Annotated in this window: 14 protein-coding genes; 6 read left to right on the top strand and 8 right to left on the bottom strand. The window is 67.2% G+C overall.

Annotated elements, in window-relative coordinates:
• The coding region (locus VFQ05_02405) for a PAS domain-containing protein (protein HET9325605.1) at positions 1-1,178 on the bottom strand (1,178 nt) is incomplete at its 3' end.
• A gap of 672 nt (positions 1,179-1,850) precedes the next feature.
• Here VFQ05_02405 and VFQ05_02400 point away from each other — a divergent pair.
• The 4 genes from VFQ05_02400 (at position 1,851) to VFQ05_02385 (ending at position 6,147) form a co-directional block, all read left to right on the top strand.
• On the top strand, positions 1,851-2,627 hold the full coding sequence (locus tag VFQ05_02400; GenBank protein HET9325604.1) for a ferritin-like domain-containing protein: 777 nt from the start codon (positions 1,851-1,853) through the stop codon (positions 2,625-2,627).
• A 71-nt stretch (positions 2,628-2,698) separates the two neighbouring features.
• Entirely contained in the window at positions 2,699-3,562 is an 864-nt protein-coding gene (locus tag VFQ05_02395; GenBank protein HET9325603.1) for a KGG domain-containing protein, read from the top strand.
• 95 nt (positions 3,563-3,657) lie between these two features.
• Entirely contained in the window at positions 3,658-4,398 is a 741-nt protein-coding gene (ribA, locus tag VFQ05_02390) for a GTP cyclohydrolase II (protein ID HET9325602.1), read from the top strand.
• 18 nt (positions 4,399-4,416) lie between these two features.
• A complete protein-coding gene (locus VFQ05_02385) occupies positions 4,417-6,147 on the top strand; it encodes a L,D-transpeptidase family protein (GenBank protein ID HET9325601.1) in 1,731 nt (576 codons plus the stop codon).
• Positions 6,148-6,157: 10 nt separating this feature from the next.
• Here VFQ05_02385 and VFQ05_02380 read toward each other — a convergent pair whose 3' ends face one another.
• From VFQ05_02380 to VFQ05_02370, 3 genes are all read right to left on the bottom strand, one after another.
• Positions 6,158-7,525 (bottom strand): hypothetical protein, encoded by a 1,368-nt coding sequence (locus VFQ05_02380; GenBank protein HET9325600.1) that lies wholly within the window; start codon positions 7,523-7,525, stop codon positions 6,158-6,160.
• Between the two features lie 97 nt (positions 7,526-7,622).
• Positions 7,623-9,548, bottom strand: coding sequence for a tetratricopeptide repeat protein (locus VFQ05_02375; GenBank protein ID HET9325599.1), 1,926 nt, complete (start codon positions 9,546-9,548; stop codon positions 7,623-7,625).
• Between the two features lie 29 nt (positions 9,549-9,577).
• The gene (locus VFQ05_02370; protein HET9325598.1) at positions 9,578-11,029 is read right to left on the bottom strand and encodes an IMP dehydrogenase; all 1,452 of its coding nucleotides are present in this window, start codon (positions 11,027-11,029) and stop codon (positions 9,578-9,580) included.
• A 204-nt stretch (positions 11,030-11,233) separates the two neighbouring features.
• On the opposite strand from VFQ05_02370, the gene VFQ05_02365 reads away from it, so the two are divergent.
• Both VFQ05_02365 and VFQ05_02360 read left to right on the top strand, forming a co-directional pair.
• Positions 11,234-12,838 (top strand): L,D-transpeptidase family protein, encoded by a 1,605-nt coding sequence (locus VFQ05_02365; GenBank protein ID HET9325597.1) that lies wholly within the window; start codon positions 11,234-11,236, stop codon positions 12,836-12,838.
• Positions 12,839-12,894: 56 nt separating this feature from the next.
• The gene (locus VFQ05_02360) at positions 12,895-15,069 is read left to right on the top strand and encodes a penicillin acylase family protein (GenBank protein HET9325596.1); all 2,175 of its coding nucleotides are present in this window, start codon (positions 12,895-12,897) and stop codon (positions 15,067-15,069) included.
• A gap of 3 nt (positions 15,070-15,072) precedes the next feature.
• Here VFQ05_02360 and VFQ05_02355 read toward each other — a convergent pair whose 3' ends face one another.
• The 4 genes from VFQ05_02355 to VFQ05_02340 form a co-directional block, all read right to left on the bottom strand.
• Positions 15,073-15,825 carry a DUF4386 domain-containing protein gene (locus VFQ05_02355; protein HET9325595.1) on the bottom strand — a complete coding sequence of 251 codons (753 nt, stop codon included), beginning with the start codon at positions 15,823-15,825 and terminating at the stop codon, positions 15,073-15,075.
• 187 nt (positions 15,826-16,012) lie between these two features.
• A complete protein-coding gene (locus VFQ05_02350; GenBank protein ID HET9325594.1) occupies positions 16,013-16,804 on the bottom strand; it encodes a LytTR family DNA-binding domain-containing protein in 792 nt (263 codons plus the stop codon).
• Positions 16,805-16,808: 4 nt separating this feature from the next.
• The gene (locus VFQ05_02345; GenBank protein ID HET9325593.1) at positions 16,809-17,885 is read right to left on the bottom strand and encodes a histidine kinase; all 1,077 of its coding nucleotides are present in this window, start codon (positions 17,883-17,885) and stop codon (positions 16,809-16,811) included.
• Positions 17,886-17,912: 27 nt separating this feature from the next.
• Positions 17,913-18,332 (bottom strand): secondary thiamine-phosphate synthase enzyme YjbQ, encoded by a 420-nt coding sequence (locus VFQ05_02340; protein HET9325592.1) that lies wholly within the window; start codon positions 18,330-18,332, stop codon positions 17,913-17,915.
• Between the last annotated feature and the right edge of the window lie 257 nt (positions 18,333-18,589).

Raw genomic sequence — 18,589 nt, 5'->3', positions numbered from 1 at the left:
CACTGCGGCTCGTAGATCACATCGAAGAAACGATCGGGTCGCCGAGGATGGTGCCGGCCGGGCAAGGCCAGCTCGTAATGGACACGCTCTCCCGCGAAAGCCCGCTCGAGCCGCGCCCGGATCTGGGTCGCGTGCACGGCGTCGAGCAGTTCCTCGGTCTTGCGCCCGACCACGTCGTGCGCCGAGATCCCGAGGAACTCGGCGTACTGGCGGTTGGAGTAGAGGTAGCGATCGTCGGTGTCGACGATGGCGAGCCCGACGGCCGCATGCTCGGTGACCGCCCCCAGCAGCCGGTCGCGCACCGCGAGCGCAAGCCGATCCTTCTTGCGGGAGTCCTCGAGGCGCGCGATCGCGTTGATCGTCCACCACACGACCAAGGACAGCAGGATGATCTCGCCCAGGGTCCGTGCCGCCGTGCCGAAGGCGGGGCCATACATTCCCGACTGCTCCCCCACGAGCCGGATCCAGCCGAGCAGGAGTGGAACGGTGAGGATCGGGACCACCACCCGCCGGGCCATGACGCCGGCGGCGTCGTCGCGCTTCAGCATGGCCGCCAGCCCATGCTCGGGGATCGCCGCGATCAGGCCGAGACCCACGGCCAAGACGAAGGTCGATGTCTGGAATGCGATGACGGTGAGACGAGGCAAGCTGTGGAGCGGGTCCGCATGGAAGACGTACCCGATCAGCGAGAGGCTGGACAGGCCGCAGATGAAGGCGGCGACCGGGGGGACGAGGCGGCGCGCCCCGGGTCTTCCGGTGGCGGCCAAGACGATGGCGATGCCGGCCAGGGTCCAGGACAACGACCCCGGCGGGCCCATCCGGCCCGGCGAGATCACCCCCTGCTGTCCCCAGTCGCGGCCGAACATCAGTGCCCCGTCGATCCCGAAATCGATCCCGGAGAGGTACTGGACGATCGTGGCGAGGCCGATCAGCCCGGCGAGTGCGCCCGCAATCGCAGCGATCCAGGAGAGGCGAAGGGTCAGCAGGACGAGCGACGCGCCCGCCGCCATCGCGCAGACCGTGGCATTGGGCTGGATCGATATGCCGTTGCCGAACCAGTCGGTGAGCGCGGGCTGGTTCAAGGCCCAGCCAAGAAACGACGTCAACCCGCCCAGGAAGACATAGCTTCCGAGAACGAGACAGACGCTCGACGGCCGTGGCTCGCTGCTGGAGCTCAACAAGAGCCTCCATGTCGGTGCGGGGATGTCCGCAATCGTATCCGATGAAACGAGGGCGGACCAGAGGGCCGCCCCTCCCGGAATGGAGTCCCTTCCGTCAGGAGAATCTTCTCGTTACGCGGGGGCCCAGATCGAGGCTTTCTTGGTCCAGGCCGCCCCGGCGAAACGCAGGGCCAGGGTTCGGGCGGTCTCGACCAGGGCCGCATCGTTCTGGGTGGCCTTGTACCGCGCGCCCCCTCCCAGTAGAGGGCTTCCGGAGCCGCGTCGTCACATCGGGGCGGCGCTGAAGTCCAGCAGGACCATGCGCCATCGACCCCGAGCTTCGACGAACGCGCGATCAAGATCGCGCTTCCCTTGGATCTTCATGGGGTTCTCCTCTCGCCGATCATTTCAGGCTGCTTCCATGCCCTGTCGAGTGGCCGTGTGATCGACCCGTGCGCACGAGCAAAAGCTGCCAACTCTGTAAGCGCTCCCCGGCCAATCTACAAAGTGCCTGCGCGCGCATGGCGATGCGCTGGATCTCGACGCAGCGATGACTGCTGCCCGCGCGGTCGCAATCGAGGGGCGTGGTCGCGCGACTCCGGGGAACATGGCTTGCAAGGTCGGCCGCTCTTCCACCTGGCCCGCTTTTCATTGCCGCGCCACGAATCCCATACAACCGAGGAGGTCCTCATGGCGAAGAAGAAGAGCGCCAGAGGCGGGAAGCACACGTCCGGCCGACGATCGAGCACCGGACACCAGAAGCGCCCAAGCAATGGCCGTACCCAGAGTCACATGGTCGAGAATCTCGAAGAAGGATTCCTGGCCGAGGTCGCCGACCTGCTTCACGCGGAGCGCCAGATCGTCAAAGCGCTCCCCAAATTCGCCGAATCCGCCACGTCGCGGAGATTGCGCGAGACCTTCGAGGACCACCTCGAGCAGACGGAAGACCAGGTGGTGCGGCTCGAGAGGATCTTCCAGCTCTTCGAACGCAAGCCTCAGGTCGAAGTCTGCGAAGGCATGCAGGGCATCCTCAGCGAAGGCAAGGAAGTCCTGCACAAGACCGGACCGGGTCCCGTTCGGGACGCCATGATGATTGCGGCCGCCCAGAAGGTCGAGCACTACGAGATCACGTCTTACGGAACTCTGTGCTCATGGGCCGAGCAGCTCGGAGAGCGTGAGGCGCTCGAGCTTCTCGATCAGACGCTGAGGGAGGAAAAGGAAGCCGACCGCAAGCTCTCACGGATCGCCGAGAGCTTCGCCAATCAGCAAGCCGAGGGACGTATCCGCGGCGAGTCGGAAGGCTGGAGGAACCGGGACTACGAGCGGTCGCGAGGCGACCGTTACGACGATGAACGCGATGAGCGTCCGCGAAGCTCGACCCGCGGGCGCCAATTCATTTCGGACGACGACCAGGACTTCGAGCCGCGCTTCGGGGAACGAACGCGGGCGCGCGGAGGCCGCGGTTAGACGTGAGATCGTACAGGCCGACGCAACACGAACTGCAGGATGTCTCGCTGAGAGGTTTTGGAGGTGTACTGATGGCACGCAGAGATGAGTACGGACGCTTCATTTCGGATGACGACACCCGCTCGCGACGTGGCTACCGTGACGACCATGACTACGAAGTCCGCACCAATTGGTCACGTGGCCGTTACCGCGACGACGACGAGGATTACGAGCGCTCGGGCACCCGTGGCCGCGGGTCCTCGCGACAGTTCTTCGGAGGCATGGACCCCAGCGAGGCCGGCCGGGTGGGCGCCGAGGCGAGATGGGGTCGTTCCTATCGTGACGACGACGAGTACGAAAGCCGCTCCAGCTGGTCGCGCGGCCGCTTCCGTGACGACGACGATGATGACGATCGGTACGGCCGGCGTGGGACTTCCCGTCGGTGGTTCGGGGGAATGGATCCCAGCGAGGCCGGTCGGATGGGCGCGGAGACTCGCTGGGGCCGCTCCTATCGTGACGACGACGACGACTATCGGATCCGCTCTCGTGGCCAGAGCGGTTCGAGATGGCAGGACGACGACGATGACGATTACCGCAGCAGCCGTCGCGGCACGTCGCGGCGTGGCTTCGCCGCGATGGATCCCGAGGAGCGGCGGGAAATCGCGAGCATGGGCGGAAGGGCGAGCGGTGGATTCGCGAGCTGGGATCCCGAAGATCGTCGCGAGGTCGCGCGGATGGGCGCGGAGGCCCGCTGGGGCCGCTCCTATCGTGACGATGACGAGGACGATGACCGGAGCCGCTCGCGTGGCAGCCGCTCACGCAGCTTGCGCTACGACGACGATGACGACGATCGAGGTGGCCGTGGGCGCTCGCGCCGGGGATTCGCCGCCCTGGATCCTGATGAGCACCGCAGGATCTCCCGCATGGGAGGCCATGCGAGCCACGGCGGTCGGTAACATCATCGAAGCGGAATAGAAGCGGCATCGGCCGTTCGGGGCGACCCGGGCGGCCGATGGCTATCCCTCTTCCCTGCCGTGCTAAGGTGAACCGCATGGCCAAGCAGCCCTGCGGCAATTTCCCGCGCGTCGACCGCTACGAGGATCTCGTCGAGCGGGACCGCGAGCACGACTGCCAGGGCATGGGTCCCCACCACATCTGCGTGAGAGTCGATGCCGTCGCCGAGCTGCCCACGCGGTTCGGTCAGTTCAAGATCATCGCTTTCTGGAACAACCGCGACGGCAAGGACCACGTGGCCATGGTCCACGGCGACGTGATGGGTGTCGAAGACGTGCCGACGCGGCTCCATTCCGAGTGTCTCACCGGCGACGTGATGGGGTCGCTGCGCTGTGACTGCCGCGACCAGCTCATGGTCGGGCTGCAGAAGGTCTCCGGCATGGAGCGCGGCGTCGTCCTCTACATGCGTCAGGAGGGCCGGGGCATCGGCCTGGTCAACAAGGTCAAGGCCTACGCTCTGCAGGACCAAGGGCTCGACACCGTGGACGCCAACCTGGCGCTGGGATTCCGCGACGACGAGCGGGACTACGAGGTGGCAGCTCACATGCTGGCCAGCCTCAACATCGGCTCGATCCGTCTGATGACCAACAATCCCAAGAAGATCAACGAACTGTCGAAGCTCGGCATCGAGGTCCGTGGGCGGATCCCTCACGTGATTCCGGCCAACGAGTGGAATCGCTTCTATCTCGAGACCAAGGCCACGCGCTCGGGGCACCAGATCGAGGTCGAGGGCAAGCAGCTGTCGGAGCAGGACGACCCGGTGATCGTCGAGGACTAGACTCTCCTCGAAGCCCCCATGGACCGCACGCCTCCCCAGCGCGTGAACGCGCGATTCTGTTCGATCATCGCGGCGATGACCGCGTCGATGCTGATGGCGTGGAGCACCGCCCATAGCGCGGCTCTTTCCACGGCACACGACGACAGTGTCGCGACGATCCTTCGGGACATCGCCCAACGCGGCGTGCTCCCAGGCATTCGCTGGCCCCGATTCCAATACTTTCGAGCCGAGCTCGAGACGCTCTACGCGCGCGCAGAGTGGCGCCCGATCTGGACCGACGGCGGACGGCCCACGGGACCGGCGCGCGCGGCGACCTCTGTGCTCGGGAACGCCAAGGAACGCGGCGTCCAACCGGAAGACTACGACGCGAGCGCGCTCCAGCAGCGGGCTCGTGAGCTCGAGGACACTCGAACCCCTTCGGCTCGCGACGTCGCCTGGTTCGACCTGGCGCTCTCGATCGGGCTGGCGCGCCACCTCACGGACATCAGTCTGGGACGGGTCGATCCCAAGAACATCTCCGTCGGCATCAACGTCGATGCCAAGCGGCTCGACCGGGCGCGCATCGTGCGATGGATTGCCGATCACGGACACGTCCAGGACGTGGTCCGCGACCTGGAGCCCAGATTCCTGCAGTACCGGAATCTCAAGAGCGCGCTCGCCCGCTATCGCGCGCTGGCCTCGAGAACCGACCTCCCGCCGGTTCCGATTCCGCTGGAGCCCCTGCGTCCCGGGGACACCTTCGAAGGCGCCACCGCGCTGCGCCGAAGGCTCGCGGCGATCGGCTACCTGCCCGCCTACGACACGCGCTGGTCGCGCGGCGCGGACAGCACACGCTATGACGATGGCACGGCCGAGGCCATCAAGCGATTCCAGGAGCGCCGGGGCTTGGATCCCGACGGCATCCTGGGCCCCGCCACCGTGACTTCGATCAACGTGCCGTACTCACGGCGCGTGCGACAGCTCGAGCTGGCCATGGAGCGCATTCGCTGGCTGCCGGCCTTCGACCGCGGGCCATTCGTGATCGTCAACGTGCCCTCCTTCCAGCTCTACGCCTTCGACACGCTGCGAGGTACGGGAGTTCCCGACATGACCATGAATGTGGTGGTGGGCAAGGATCAGGTCGGGCGGCGAACGCCGATCTTCGAGCGCGACATGAGGTACCTGGTGTTTCGGCCGTACTGGGTGATCACGCGCAACATTCTGCGCAACGAGATCCTGCCGGCGGTGCGCCGCAACTCCGGGTACCTGAAGAAGAACTCGATGGAGATCTACAGTGGATCGGGCGACACCGGCCCGGCGCTGCCCACGACGCCCGCGAACCTGGCGCGGGTCTCGCGCGGCGAGCTGGGCATTCGCGAGCGCCCCGGACCCAAGAACTCGCTGGGGCTGGCGAAGTTCATCTTCCCGAACGACGACAACGTCTACATGCACGGCACGCCCGCCACGCAGCTGTTCTCGCGGAGCCGGCGCGACTTCAGCCACGGCTGCATCCGGCTCGAGGACCCGGCGAAGATGGCGGTGTGGGTGCTGCGCGATCCGAAGAAGTGGCCGATGAAAGAAGTCCGGACCGCGATGGACGAGGGCAAGAACTCGCGACGCGTGAACCTCACCCGTCCGCTGCCGGTCGTCATCTACTACGTGACCGCGGTGGCCTTCCCCGACGGCCTCGTGGGTTTCTTCGACGACATCTACCGCCACGACGCCGGACTCGAGGAAGCGCTGGCGAAGGGCTACCCCTACCCGCGATAGCCGGCGCGACTCAGAACGAGATCTTCCAGCCCAGGATCACCGTGATCAGCGTCTCGTGGGTCTGCAGGATGCCCGGCGCGACCCCGCCGTCCGGCGATGGCGGCAGCGGCGGCGTCTCCTGGCTTCCGAAGGCGGTCGAGATGCCGAGCGCCAGGTCCGAACGCCACACGTGCCAGGTGGCGCCGGCGGCGAGGTGATTGAGATTCCAGCGCGTCACCGAGGCGCTCGGCGGTGCGCCTTCGACCCGGGCGCTCCGATCGGAGTGATAGCTGGCGAAGCCCACCACCGTCTCACTGAAGCGGTGCTCGAATCCCACGCCCCAGTTGAGCACGTCGCGCAGCTCGTCCGAGATCACGACCTTGACCGTGGAATCCCCGCTCGGCGTTCGCACCGTGAACTCCGGCGTCTCGAGCACGGTGTAGCGCGGGACCTCGGCGTACCAGTCGACCGTGGCATGCAGGCGCGTCGCGCCAAATCCGTACGATGCCCCGGCGGCGGCGCCGAAAGGCGTCCGGTAGGTCGCCTTCAGCTTCTCTTGATAGTCGGCGCCGACGATGTTGCCGATGGTTCCGGTCTGATCGATGAGCGTCGTGTTGTACGACGTGTTGCCGCTGCCGGTGACGCCCAGGTTCGGCGTGGTCAGCGTGATCCCGTAGGTCAGCGAGTCCCGCATGCCGCTGAGCCCGATACGGGCCAGCAGGCTCCAGTGCATGTAGTCGTACTCGCGTCTCTGGTTGAGGATCGCGGCCTGATCCGACGCGTCCCGACCTTCGGTGAGCAGCGCGGCGGTCGTGTGCTGGCTGCGCACCATGAGAAATGGCGAGATTCCAAAGCCGAGCGTCGGGGACAGAGGCCGCGCCCACGTCATGCCGTACCAGCCCTCGTCGAAGTCCTGCTTGAGCTGCACTTCGGCCGCCGAGAACACCGGGTTGGCGATCGGCACGATTCCGTCCACTCCCGTCGTCGAGTGGCTCTCGATCTTCATGTCCATCGAGCGGCGAGTGAGGAAGGCGTACGCAAGCCGGCTTTTCTCGAGGATCGGGATCTCCCCCGCGAAGAGCGACGGCACCGCGGCGATCGAAGAGGACGCCAGCTTCCGGCCTGGGCCCGATCCGTTGTCCACGCTCACGCTCTGGTACTGGTAGGCGTTGCCGGCCAGCAAGAGCTCGGTGGACTGCGTGAGCGCGAGCGCGCCGGGGTTGTAGTAAGTGGCGCTGATGTCGCCCGGGCTCCCGACCACCACGCCGCCGAGGAGCTGTGAACGCGTTCCGTATGCGATCGACCAGTAATTGCTGTCCTGCGCGCCGGCGAGGTCCGCACCTGAGAGGCTGAGCAAGGCGAAGATGCGTGCGGTCCGCCACACCCGTCTCGTGTCCATGGGTCACCCCTTGGTGAGCTGTGTGCCGCGGATCGGAGGCGATGCTAGAGACGGCTACCGATGTGGTCAAATCGGGACTAAGGAAGGCCTCTTCGTGTCAACGCGCCGCTTCGAGACGGTTCCGCACCAGCTCGATGTTCTTCTGCGCGACGGGATCGTCCGGGAATAGCCGAGCGAGCTGCTCCATCGCCGCGAGCGCCTCCTGGTAGGCCTGAGTCGCGGCGCTGGCGCGCCCATTCGCGCGCAGCGCGTCGCCTTGCTCCACCAGTCGCGCGGCGCGGAGCTGGAGCAGATTCATGCGCGTCGCGCGATCGTCGGGGTCGACCTGCAGCACCTGGCCGTACAGCGACTCCGCTTCCGCCCCGCGTCCCGAGCGCGCCAGTGTGCTGGCCAGGTTGGCGCGCGCCGGAAGCAGCGTGGGCTCGAGCGCAAGCGCCTCGCGGAAGGCGCGCTCGGCCTGGCCGAGGTGGTCCTGCGCAAGCAGGATGTTGCCGCGATTCACCATCAAGGTCGCGCGCAGCCGCGCGGGCACGGATGGATCGAAGGCTCCATCGATCCAGGCCAGGGCTTCGTCGTGACGCCCGAGCGCCTGGAGCGCGACCACGAGATTGATGACGTCGATCGTGCGGCCGGGATCCTGTTCGCTCGTCGCCGGGCGCAGCTCGAGCGATCGCTCGAGCGCTTCGATCGCCTCCGCCGGCTGGTCCGCGAGCACCAGACTGCGCCCCAGGTTTCCCCATGCGCGCGCCTTCGTCGGCGCGAGCCGCACGTTGTCGCGCCAGAACAGGACGGGATCGCGCCACATCTCATTGCGGCGCCAGGTCGCGATGCCGAGCGCGAGAACGATGACCCCCGCGAGCGCCAGGGCGAGTCGCGGGCTCCGGAGCAGGCGCTGCGCCTCGGCGGTGAGGAGCCATGCCGCGGCCAGGCAGAGCCCGAGATTCGGCAAGTACGTGCGATGCTCGAAGGCCAGTTCGGGGATCGGAATGATCCCCGATTCCACGGCATGGGCCACGTACATGAAGAGCAGGCCGAAGGCGACGAGCGGACGACCGCGCCGCCATGACCAGGCCGCGAGCCCGATCACGAGCGCGTGGCCGGCGAGCGCCAGCAATACCCGCCCATCGCCCAGGTGGTGGAGCACATCGTCGGCGTAATCGAGATGAAGGCCGGCCGGCCACACGAACAGCCGCATGTAGGTCCAGAGCATCGGGAGCTGCGTCGCCAGGTAGCGGTCGCGTCCGATCGAGCGGCTGTGCGAGGCCATTCCCCCCATCGACTCGATGGAGAAGGGATCGCTGCCGAAGGCGAAGGCCGAGATCAGCCACATCGCGACACCCGCAACCGCAACGCCTGCTGCCACCTGCGCCACGCGCCTCCAGCTTCGCGCGAAGAAGACTAGCTCGATGAGCGCGACCGCGAGGGGAAGCGTGGCCGCGTTCTCCTTGGTGAACAGCGCCATCAGCGCGCACGCCACGCACGCCGTGGTCCAGGCGATCCGAGATCCTCTCGAGGCCGTGAGCCGGGCCTGGACGAAGGCGGCGAGCGAAGCGATGTAGAAGAGCGCGACCAGCGAGGCCAGGCGCTGGACGATGTAGGTGACCGCCTGGGTCTGCAGCGGATGCACGACGAAGAGCAGCGCTCCGATCAGGGGCAACCCGGCCTCGGCCAGGGGCGGCAGGGTGTCGCGAACACGAGGGGCGCGAAGGAGGCCCCGCGCCAGCCCATAGACGGCGAATCCCGCGAGCAGGTGGATCAGGATGTTGACGAGATGGTAGCCGCGCGGGTCGAAGTGTCCGAACCGGACGTTGAGCGCGAAGGTCGCGTAGGTGATGAAGCGCATCGGCGCGTAGGCTCGTAATGCGCCGAAGCCCTGCCATTGGGTCACCACCGCGTTCTCGCGGATCGACGACTCGTCGTCGAGGTAGAACGGCACGTCGAGCGTGTGCCCATACGTGACGGCGACGGTCAGCGCGATCAGCAGGAGGTGCTGCACCCATGAAGGGAGCCGCGCGGTCGGCATTCGGCGAGTGTACTCGGAGGGCGCCGGCCTCAGCGCTCGAACGACTCTCGGCGCGCCGCGGCCGAGAGTGGCACCAGGTACGGCAGCGGGTTCTTCACCGCCTCGCTCCGCACGGCAGCCAGCGTGTCGGTTCCCGCATAGCTCACGGCGGATCGCAGGTGTCCGCGGATCCGGTGGAGCACATCGACCACGCTCCCCTTGTAGGGCACCTCGATCTCCTGTCCTTCCGCGGGCGTCTCGAACGGGTCCTCCCCTTCGCCCCCGTCGTACAGCGCCTGCAGCACCGCTTGAGGCGAGGTCATGCCGCGATAGATCTTGTGTTTCTGACGGGTCGCCGGGTCCTCGATGACCGTGCCCGGCGCTTCGTCGGTTCCCGCCAGCATGCTGCCGAGCATGATCGAGGACGCGCCGCAGAGGAGCGCCAGGAAGAGGTCCTTGTCCTCGCGCACGCCGCCGTCGGCGATGATCGGGACGTTCTCTCCCACCGCGTGCCAGGCCTCGCGGATGGCCTGGAGCTGCGGGATGCCGGCGCCGGTCTCGAGCCGCGTGCGACAGCCGCGCCCCGGTCCGATGCCCACCTTGATCGCGTCCACGCCCAGATCCCGCAGGAACTTCGCTCCCTCCGCCGTGCCCACGTTGCCGCAGACCAGCGGGACTTGCGGATGACGAGCGCGCACCGCTTCGACCGCCTGTCGCATCACGTCCGAGTGACCGTGCGCGATGTCGATCAGCAGGACGTCGGCGCCGGCGACCACCAAGGCGTCGGCGCGCTCGAGGAAATCGCCGCGCGCGCCGGTCGCGGCCCCCACGCGCAGCCGGCCGCGGGCGTCCTTCGTGGAGTCCGGCTGGTCACGCGCGAGCTTGAGATCGCTCTTCGTGATGAGCCCGCGAATGCGCCGCTCGGCGTCGACCAGTGGCAGCTTCTCGATCCGATGCTCGAAGAGGATGCGCTCCGCTTCACGAACGTCCACGTCGGGAGGGGCCACATGGAGCCGCTCGAGGGGAGTCATGAACTCCTCGACCTTCCGGTCCAGCGCTTCGTCGCTCCACGGCATGTCACGGTTCGAGAGCAGGCCCGCCAGCACGCGGCTCCCCCGCTGCTCTTCGATCAGGATGCCGGTGATGCGATGGCGGCGCGTCACCTCGCGCGCCTCCGCCAGGGTGGCGTCGCGCGGCAGCGAGATCGGCTCCTCGACCACGTGCCCGTGCCGTCGCTTCACGTGCGCGACCTCGGCGGCCTGCGCCTCGATCGGCATCGCGCGGTGGATGAAGCCGAGCCCGCCTTCCAGCGCGAGCGCACGGGCCATGTCGCCGGTGGTGACGCTGTCCATGTTGGCCGAGACGATCGGCAGCTCGAGCGAGATCGTCTTGGCGAGACGGCTGGTCAGCCGCACCGATCGCCGCGAGCGGACCACGCCCTGGCGGGGCCGGAAGAGGAAGTCGTCGAAGGTGCGGCCGATGAACTCGGGCTCGAGCGGCATATGTCATACACCATAACAGGACACGCCCTACTTCCCGTGAGTCTGATGGTTTCCCTGACAGATTCCGGCAGGGTCGTTGCATGGGTCGGCTGTGGAAGGTCTTTCCTTGCGACTCGGCCTGTGCAAAGGAGCTTCGATGAATCCGTCCAGCCTGTTTGCCAAGGAGGCTGCGCTCTGAGGGCGCACGATCGCTCGCGGACCGCCATGGGCCCGCGGGCGTGGCTCGCCATCCTGTTCGTGGCCCTGGCGGGGTGCGCCGCCGGGCCTCCGGACGCCGAGATCGTTCCGCACATCCAGAGACTTCAGGGAGCCGCTGCGGTGGGCGGTGAGACGCTGGAAGAACCTGCCAGCGTCAGAAAGTTTTACGAAGCTCGCGGCTTCAAACCGGCCTGGCTGGATCGCGCCGACGGCGTCGTGAAGGCCATCGGGGCCATGCACGCCGATGGCCTCGACCCTGCCGGCTACCATCTCGAGGCCATCCAATCGAGGCTCGAGAAGCGAGAGCGTACCGCGGAGAGCGAGGCCATTCTCGATCTGCTGCTCGCCGATGCGGTGGCCAGCATGGCGGACGACGTCCGTTACGGCCGGGTGGTGCCTTCGCAGGTCAATTCGGCGTGGAACGTGGATCCGCGCGAGGGCGCTTCGTCGCTGGACAGCACGCTCGGTGTGATCGCCAAGGCATCTTCGGTCGAGCGCGCGATCGACGAGCAGCGCCCGCAGCACTTCATCTATCGCGGGCTGGTGAGCGCTCTCCAGCGCCTTCGTCAGATCGACCAGCAGGGCGGCTGGCCGAGGGTCCCTTCCGGCCGCTCGCTGTCGGCCAAGGCGGTGGATCCTCGGATCGCGACGGTGCGGCGGCGGCTGGCCCTCAGCGGGGAGTACACGTCACGCGCACCGGCGGACTCCAACCGTTACGACCCCGACCTCGTCCGCGCGGTGAAGATCTTCCAGGTCCGGCATCGCCTCAAGGAGACCGGCGTCATCGACCAGGCCACGACCGATGCGCTGAACGTCGACGCGAAGTCCCGCGCGGCCCAGGTGCGCGCGAATCTCGAGCGGGCGCGCTGGGTATTGAGCGGCCTGGGACAGGACTTCCTGCTGGTCAATCTTCCGGCCTTCAAGGCCTACCTGATCCGCGGCAACAAGAACGTGTGGGAGGCGCGGACCCAGATCGGCGAGGAGGCCATGCAGACGCCCACCTTCCGGGCGCCGATCCGCACCATCGTGTTCAATCCCGACTGGTCCGTGCCCGAATCGATCCTGCGCGAAGAGATCATTGCTCAGATGCGGAAAGGCGACAACGTCATCCAGCGCCAGGGTCTGGTGATCTACGACGCTTCGAACAATGTGGTCGACCCGTCATCCATCGACTGGGCGAATGCCGACTCGACGGACTTCCCCTACACCTTGAAGCAGCCACCGGGCGATGACAACGCGCTCGGCAAGGTGAAGTTCCTGTTCCCCAACAAGTACGCGATCTACCTGCACGACACCCCGAACCAGCGGCTTTTCGAGGCCAACCGTCGCACCTTCAGCCACGGATGCATCCGCATCGAGAACGCGATCGATCTGGCGGAGCGGCTCCTCCAGGGCCAGGACGAGTGGAACCGCACGCGCATCCAGCAGGCGATCGCTCAAGGGTCCACGATGGATGTGCCGGTCGGGACCAATCTGCCGATCCTGATCGTGTACTGGACGGTGAGCGTGGGTTACTCGGGCGAGGTGCGTTACGCAGAGGACATCTACAAGCTCGACGCGCCGCTGCTCGCGGCGCTGGACCGCAGGAGCCCCCGGCCCTCGACGCCGTGAAGCTCAGCGGAGGATCGAGGCTTAGAAGGTGACGGAGTAGCGTGTAACCTGGGCGCGTGCTCAGGCGCGTGTTCGTGCTCGCCGCCGGTCTCGCCACGGCCCTCCCCCTGAGCGTTCTGGCGTCGGATGTCCAACGCTGGGAACGTCAGGCCCGGAACGTCACCATCTTTCGGGACGACTGGGGCATCGCTCACGTCTACGGCAAGAGCGACGCCGACGCGGTGTTCGGTGCGCTCTACGCGCAGGCCGAGGACGACTTCAGCCGGGTGGAGACTAATTACATCAAGGCGATGGGACGCATGTCCGAGGTGGTTGGGGATTCGACGATTTATCAGGACCTGCGCATGAAGTTGTTCGTCGATCCCGACACGTTGAAAGTGCTCTACCGATCCAGCCCGGCGTGGCTGCAGAAGCTCATGAACGCCTTTGCCGATGGCCTCAACTTCTATCTCTACCAGCACCCCGAGGTGAAGCCCCGGCTCATTACCCGCTTCGAGCCATGGATGGCCCTCAGCTTCACCGAGGGAAGCATCGGCGGCGACATCGAGCGCGTGAGCGTGGCCCAGCTCGCGGCCTTCTACGGCGACAGCGCGGTGGAGTCGCGACGCATCCGCGGCGACGGTGACGAGTCCGCGGCGGACGGATCGAACGGCTTCGCCATCGCTCCTGCGCTCGCGAGGAACGGCCGGGCTCTGTTGTGGATCAATCCGCATACGTCCTTCTACTTCCGCTCCGAGCTGCAGATGGTCAGCGACGAAGGACTGAACGCTTATGGCGCGGTGACCTGGGGCCAGTTCTTCGTCTACCAGGGGTTCAACCGCACCGCCGGCTGGATGCACAGCTCGAGCGGCGTGGACAACATCGACGAGTTCCTCGAGACGGTGGTGCGGCGCGATGATCGCTACCACTACCGCTTCGGCTCCGAGGAGCGGCCGGTGAAGGTGCGGACGGTCACCGTCGCCTACCGAACGGCTGGAGGCATGGAACGCAAAGCGTTCACCGTCTACGACACACACCGGGGGCCAGTGGTGCGCAAAGAGGGGGCCAACTGGGTGAGCGTCAGCCTCATGCGGAAGCCGGTCGACGGCCTCGTCCAATCCTTCACCCGCACGAAGGCTGCCGACTATGCCGCGTTTCGCAGGATCATGGAGCTGCACAGCAACTCGTCGAACAACACCGTGTTCGCCGACTCCAAAGGCAACATCGCCTACTTCCACGCCAATTACATTCCGCGCCGTGACACGAGCTTCGACTGGACGGCCCCGGTGAGCGGCAGCCACCCGGCCACGTCATACAAGGGCCTTCTGTCGGTCGAGGAGACGCCGCATCTGTTGAATCCCTCGAACGGCTGGCTCTACAACTGCAACAACTGGCCGTGGTCGGCGGCGGGATCCAACAGTCCGCGACGAGAGGATTTCCCCGCCTACGTGGAGACCGGCCGCGAAGAGACGCCTCGCGGCCTTCACGCTCTGCGCCTGCTCGAAGGCCGCAAGGACTGGACCATGCGATCGCTCGCCGCGGCCGCGTTCGACAGCGAGCTGCCGTCCTTCGAGCGGTTGTTGCCGCCGCTGTTCGCGGCATGGGAGGCCGCGCCGCCGGCTGATCCGCTCAAGGTTCGGCTCGCGGCGCCGATCGGCGCACTGCGCGGCTGGGACCGGCGATGGGCGGCATGGTCTATTCCGACCACGCTGGCGATCCATTGGGCCGACCGCGCCGGGCGGCAGGTCGCCGGCGTCGCGCGTGCGGCGAACATGTCGACACAGACCTACCTCGCCACCCGTGCCGCGCCCGATGTGCTGTTGCAGACGCTGGCCGATGCCGTGGACACGCTGGGCGTGGTCTTCGGAACGTGGCAACGACCGTGGGGCGAGATCAACCGGTTTCAGAGGATCGAGAGCGGGACCGAGCCGCGATTCGACGACGCAGCCCCGAGTTTCCCCGTACCGTTCACCTCGTCGGCCTGGGGCTCACTGGCCTCGTTCGTGGCGCGGCCCTATCCCGGAACCCGCAAGTGGTACGGAAACTACGGCAACAGTTTCCTCGCGGTGGTCGAGTTCGGCGATCGCGTGCGGGCCATGGCGGTCACGGCCGGTGGCGCGAGCGGACATCTGGGAACGCCGCACTTCGACGATCAGATCGAGCGCTTCATCAGCGGCAACCTGCGCGAGGTTTACTTCCACCGATCGCAGCTCGAGGGCCACACGGAGCGCCGGTATCACCCGGGGCAGTAGGCATCAGATCGTCGCCGAGTAGCTGGCCGTGCTGACTTCCGCCCCCGCCCGGCTCTCGCGTCCCTCGAGATTCAATCCCTTCACCAAGAGCCACAACCCCAGTCCGACCTCGAAGAAGAACATCGGGACCATGTACCAGGGATAGATGAGCGTGCGCAGTCCCGGCATCACGATCATCTCCAGGCTGCCCAGCGCCAGGAGTGCCGAGGCGACGATGCCGAGATAGCCGAAGGCCTTCGGCACGTACTGCGTCTTGACCCACAGCCAGGCGAACACGGTGGAGCCGAGACCCAGGAACATGAAGCCTGCGCCGTAGGCGGCGGCGTGCGATCCGAGGCTCAGCCTGGCCATCGCCGCGAGCTGATCGGGGCCGAACGCCCGCAGGTATTCCGCGCCGCTCAGGATTCGCAGCACATCCAGGCTCCCGGCGGCCATCGACACGAAGCTCGCCTCCGCGGCGAGTCGAATGGCGGTCGCGAATAGGGCGAGGTTGCGGCCGATCGGCCGCAGGATCACGTAGAGCCCGATGATCAGCGCGATGTCGGCCGCGAAGGTCAGAAGCTCCACCGCGATGCCGACGCGGAAGAGCGTCTGGTGAGCCATGATGTTCTGCGCCGTCCGCATGACGTCGTCGCCGGCCATGAGCCGGCCGCGGACGAACGACTCGGAGAAGATGGCGGCGGCCATCGCGAACAGGTAGCACGCGCCCACCACGCGGGCGGCTTTGCGCTGGGATTCCTCGATGATCGGATTCACGGGACTGCCTCCTGTGCCCGGGCGAGCGATATGCCTCCCAGGGATCGGTCTGCCTCACGGCGCCAGCACCGTGACATGCATGAGCCGCAGTCTCGGCCCTGGTTGCGTTCCGCGGATACCCGGATGCGATGGATGGCGGTGGGGGCGGCGACGAGCTGCGGCGGATGGCGACGAGCGGCGCCCGGCGCTACATCTGCTTGAACAGATGGAGGTAGCTGCGGCTCACCGGCAGCACCTCGTTCCGGCCTTTCAGGTGGACATCGGCGGTCTCGTTCTCGCCGCGAGTCACGTGGCTGATCGCGCGCAGATTGACGACGACCGAGCGATGGACCTGCGCGAACTGCCCGGGGTCGAGCTGGGCGACGAGCTCCTTGAGCGCCATGCGGACCAGCGCCTCGTCGGGTTCGCCGCCATCCCCGCGCCAGGCGATGCGCGTGTACTTGGTGTCGGAGCGGAGGTAGTCGATGTCGTCCACCTGGATCAGGCGCACGGTCTGCCCCACCTGCGCGCGGACCCAACGAAGCGGCGCCGGCGCCCCGCCGCTCTGGAGGCGCGCGAGCTGGTCCGCGAGCTGCTGGAGCAGCCCTTCGGTGTTGGGCGCCGGACGCTCGGCCGCCAGACGCTGCTTGAGCCGTGTCACCGTCTCTTCGAGCCGCTCGCGCTCGACCGGCTTCACGACGTAATCGAGCGCACCCTGCGCGAAGGCTTGAACCGCGTAGTGGTCGTAGGCGGTGACGAACACGAGGTGCGCGCGGCCCCCGATCTGATGCGCCGCCTCGACGCCGGAAAGCCCCGGCATGTGCACGTCGAGAAAGCAGACGTCCGGATGGCGGGACTCGAACATCTCCACGGCCTCGCGCCCGTTCCGGGCCTGCCCGACGATCTCGAGCTCGGGCCAGATCTGCGCGAGCTGACGCGCCAGCGACTCGCGCAGCAGCGGCTCGTCGTCGGCGATCAGCGCGGTCGGTCGGCGGCTCATCCGTTCAGGCTTCGCGGGCCGGGAATTCGATCTCGGCGGATACGCCGCGCGGCTGCTGCGCGCTCACGCTGAGGCGGGTCTCGCCGCCGAAGGCGAGCTGCAGCCGCTCGCGCAGAGTGGTGAGCCCGGTGCCGAGACCTGGGCCGGACTGACCCAGGCCGGCGCCGTTGTCGCTCACCCGCACCAGGCAGCGGTCGCCACGGCGCTGCACGTGAATGTCGATGCGTCCTCCCTCTTCACTCGGATCGATGCCATGGCGCACCGCGTTCTCGACCAGGGTGAGCAGCGTCATCGGCGGACAGCGGAGCGCGCGGGCGCCTTCCTCCACGTGCATCGTGAACTGCAGGCGGTCCGGCATCCGCAAGTGCATGAGGTCGAGGTAGGCCTGCACCAGCTGCAGCTCGTGGTCGAGCGTGGTGGCGGGTTCGTTCAAGCGCGGCACGGCCGCGCGCAGGTAGGCGATCAGGTTTCGCAGCACTTCCGAGGCCTGCGGCGACCCGGCTTCGACCAGCGCCTGCACGTTGGCCAGGGTGTTGAATAGGAAGTGGGGAGCGACCTGCGCCTGCAAGAGCCGCAGCCTCGCGTCGAGCGCCTGGCGCTCGAGCTGGCTGCGCTCCAGGTCGAAAGCCACCGCCAAGTGGCGGGCGATCGCCTCCTTCTGCCGCACCAGGGCGCCGAGCGCGATCCACGGCGCGATGAAGACGCTGAGTCCGGTGACCAGCGAATAGCCCTGCATCCGCTCCTTGACGTGATAGAACGCCGGGGCGCCGGCCGGCGTGGCGAGCCACCAGATGATGGCGGTGAAGGGCGGAATGACGAGCGCCACGCCCACCACCTGCAGCACCCAGCGAGCGATCCAGCGCGGCAGGCGCCTGGGCCACTGCTCGAACAACCCGAACACCAGCAACGCCATCAGCCCGATGAGCATGGTGCGCAAGAACAAGGCGGGCAGTCCTGAGGTCCAGCCCGTGCTCATCAGCAGCCCGAGCGCCGCGGAGACGATCAGGGTGAACCGCACACGGGGCCAGCTGAAGGCCAGCGCCAGGCCCCGCGGCCTGGCCGGCAGTGTGGTGCTGTGCATGACGGGAGGATAGAACAGAAGGGCCGGCTACTCCCCCATGATCGTCACCATCACCCGGCGGCGTCTTTGGCGATTGTCGAAGTCGACGAGCACGATCTGCTGCCAGGTGCCGAGCGCCAGCGCGCCGGCCACGATGGGCACGGCGAGCGAGGGCCCGAGCAGACTGGCGCGCACATGCGAGTGGCCGTTGCCGTCATGCCAGCGGCGGTCGTGCGCGTACGCGATATCGCGTGGGGCGATCCGATCCATCGCCGCGGGGAAGTCCTCGAGGAGCCCGGGCTCGTACTCGATGGTGGTCACGCCGGCGGTCGATCCGGGAACGAACACGAGCGCCATGCCGTCGGCGATCTCCGCGGCGGCGACCAGAGCGCTCACCTTTTCGGTGAGGTCGTGCATCTCGCCGTCGCCGCGCGTGGAGATCTCGAGTTGCTGGTGGTGAACGCTCATCCGACCGACGATGGGAGCCGCGCATCTCGCTGGGGCAGGATACGCGCAAGCCGCCCGCGTGAGCGGGCGGCCGCGTGGTCGTTGATGCGCCGGATTTCAACCGGCCTGGCGTCACACTTCGAGCGATGGTCCAGAAGGCTAGCGCGCCCCGTAGGGCATCGAATCTGGACTCGGACGCCGCTGCTGCTCACGTTTCGAATCCGTGAGCGTTTCTCACTGCTCGTTCGCACCGAGCGGGTATCGACGACGCGTGCATT

The sequence above is a fragment of the Candidatus Eisenbacteria bacterium genome (assembly GCA_035712145.1).
Taxonomy (GTDB): Bacteria; Eisenbacteria; RBG-16-71-46; order RBG-16-71-46; family RBG-16-71-46; genus DASTBI01.
The sequence above is the reverse complement of the archived record's forward strand: the minus strand, read 5'-3'. Positions and strand labels throughout refer to the sequence as shown.

Excerpts from the sequence above, each read along its gene's own strand:
- VFQ05_02400 (HET9325604.1), top strand. The coding sequence starts at position 1,851 with ATGGCGAAGAAGAAGAGCGCCAGAGGCGGGAAGCACACGTCCGGCCGA.
- VFQ05_02395 (HET9325603.1), top strand. The coding sequence starts at position 2,699 with ATGGCACGCAGAGATGAGTACGGACGCTTCATTTCGGATGACGACACC.
- ribA (HET9325602.1), top strand. The coding sequence starts at position 3,658 with ATGGCCAAGCAGCCCTGCGGCAATTTCCCGCGCGTCGACCGCTACGAG.
- VFQ05_02385 (HET9325601.1), top strand. The coding sequence starts at position 4,417 with ATGGACCGCACGCCTCCCCAGCGCGTGAACGCGCGATTCTGTTCGATC.
- VFQ05_02380 (HET9325600.1), bottom strand. The coding sequence starts at position 7,525 with ATGGACACGAGACGGGTGTGGCGGACCGCACGCATCTTCGCCTTGCTC.
- VFQ05_02375 (HET9325599.1), bottom strand. The coding sequence starts at position 9,548 with ATGCCGACCGCGCGGCTCCCTTCATGGGTGCAGCACCTCCTGCTGATC.
- VFQ05_02370 (HET9325598.1), bottom strand. The coding sequence starts at position 11,029 with ATGCCGCTCGAGCCCGAGTTCATCGGCCGCACCTTCGACGACTTCCTC.
- VFQ05_02365 (HET9325597.1), top strand. The coding sequence starts at position 11,234 with ATGGGCCCGCGGGCGTGGCTCGCCATCCTGTTCGTGGCCCTGGCGGGG.
- VFQ05_02350 (HET9325594.1), bottom strand. The coding sequence starts at position 16,804 with ATGAGCCGCCGACCGACCGCGCTGATCGCCGACGACGAGCCGCTGCTG.
- VFQ05_02345 (HET9325593.1), bottom strand. The coding sequence starts at position 17,885 with ATGCACAGCACCACACTGCCGGCCAGGCCGCGGGGCCTGGCGCTGGCC.
- VFQ05_02340 (HET9325592.1), bottom strand. The coding sequence starts at position 18,332 with ATGAGCGTTCACCACCAGCAACTCGAGATCTCCACGCGCGGCGACGGC.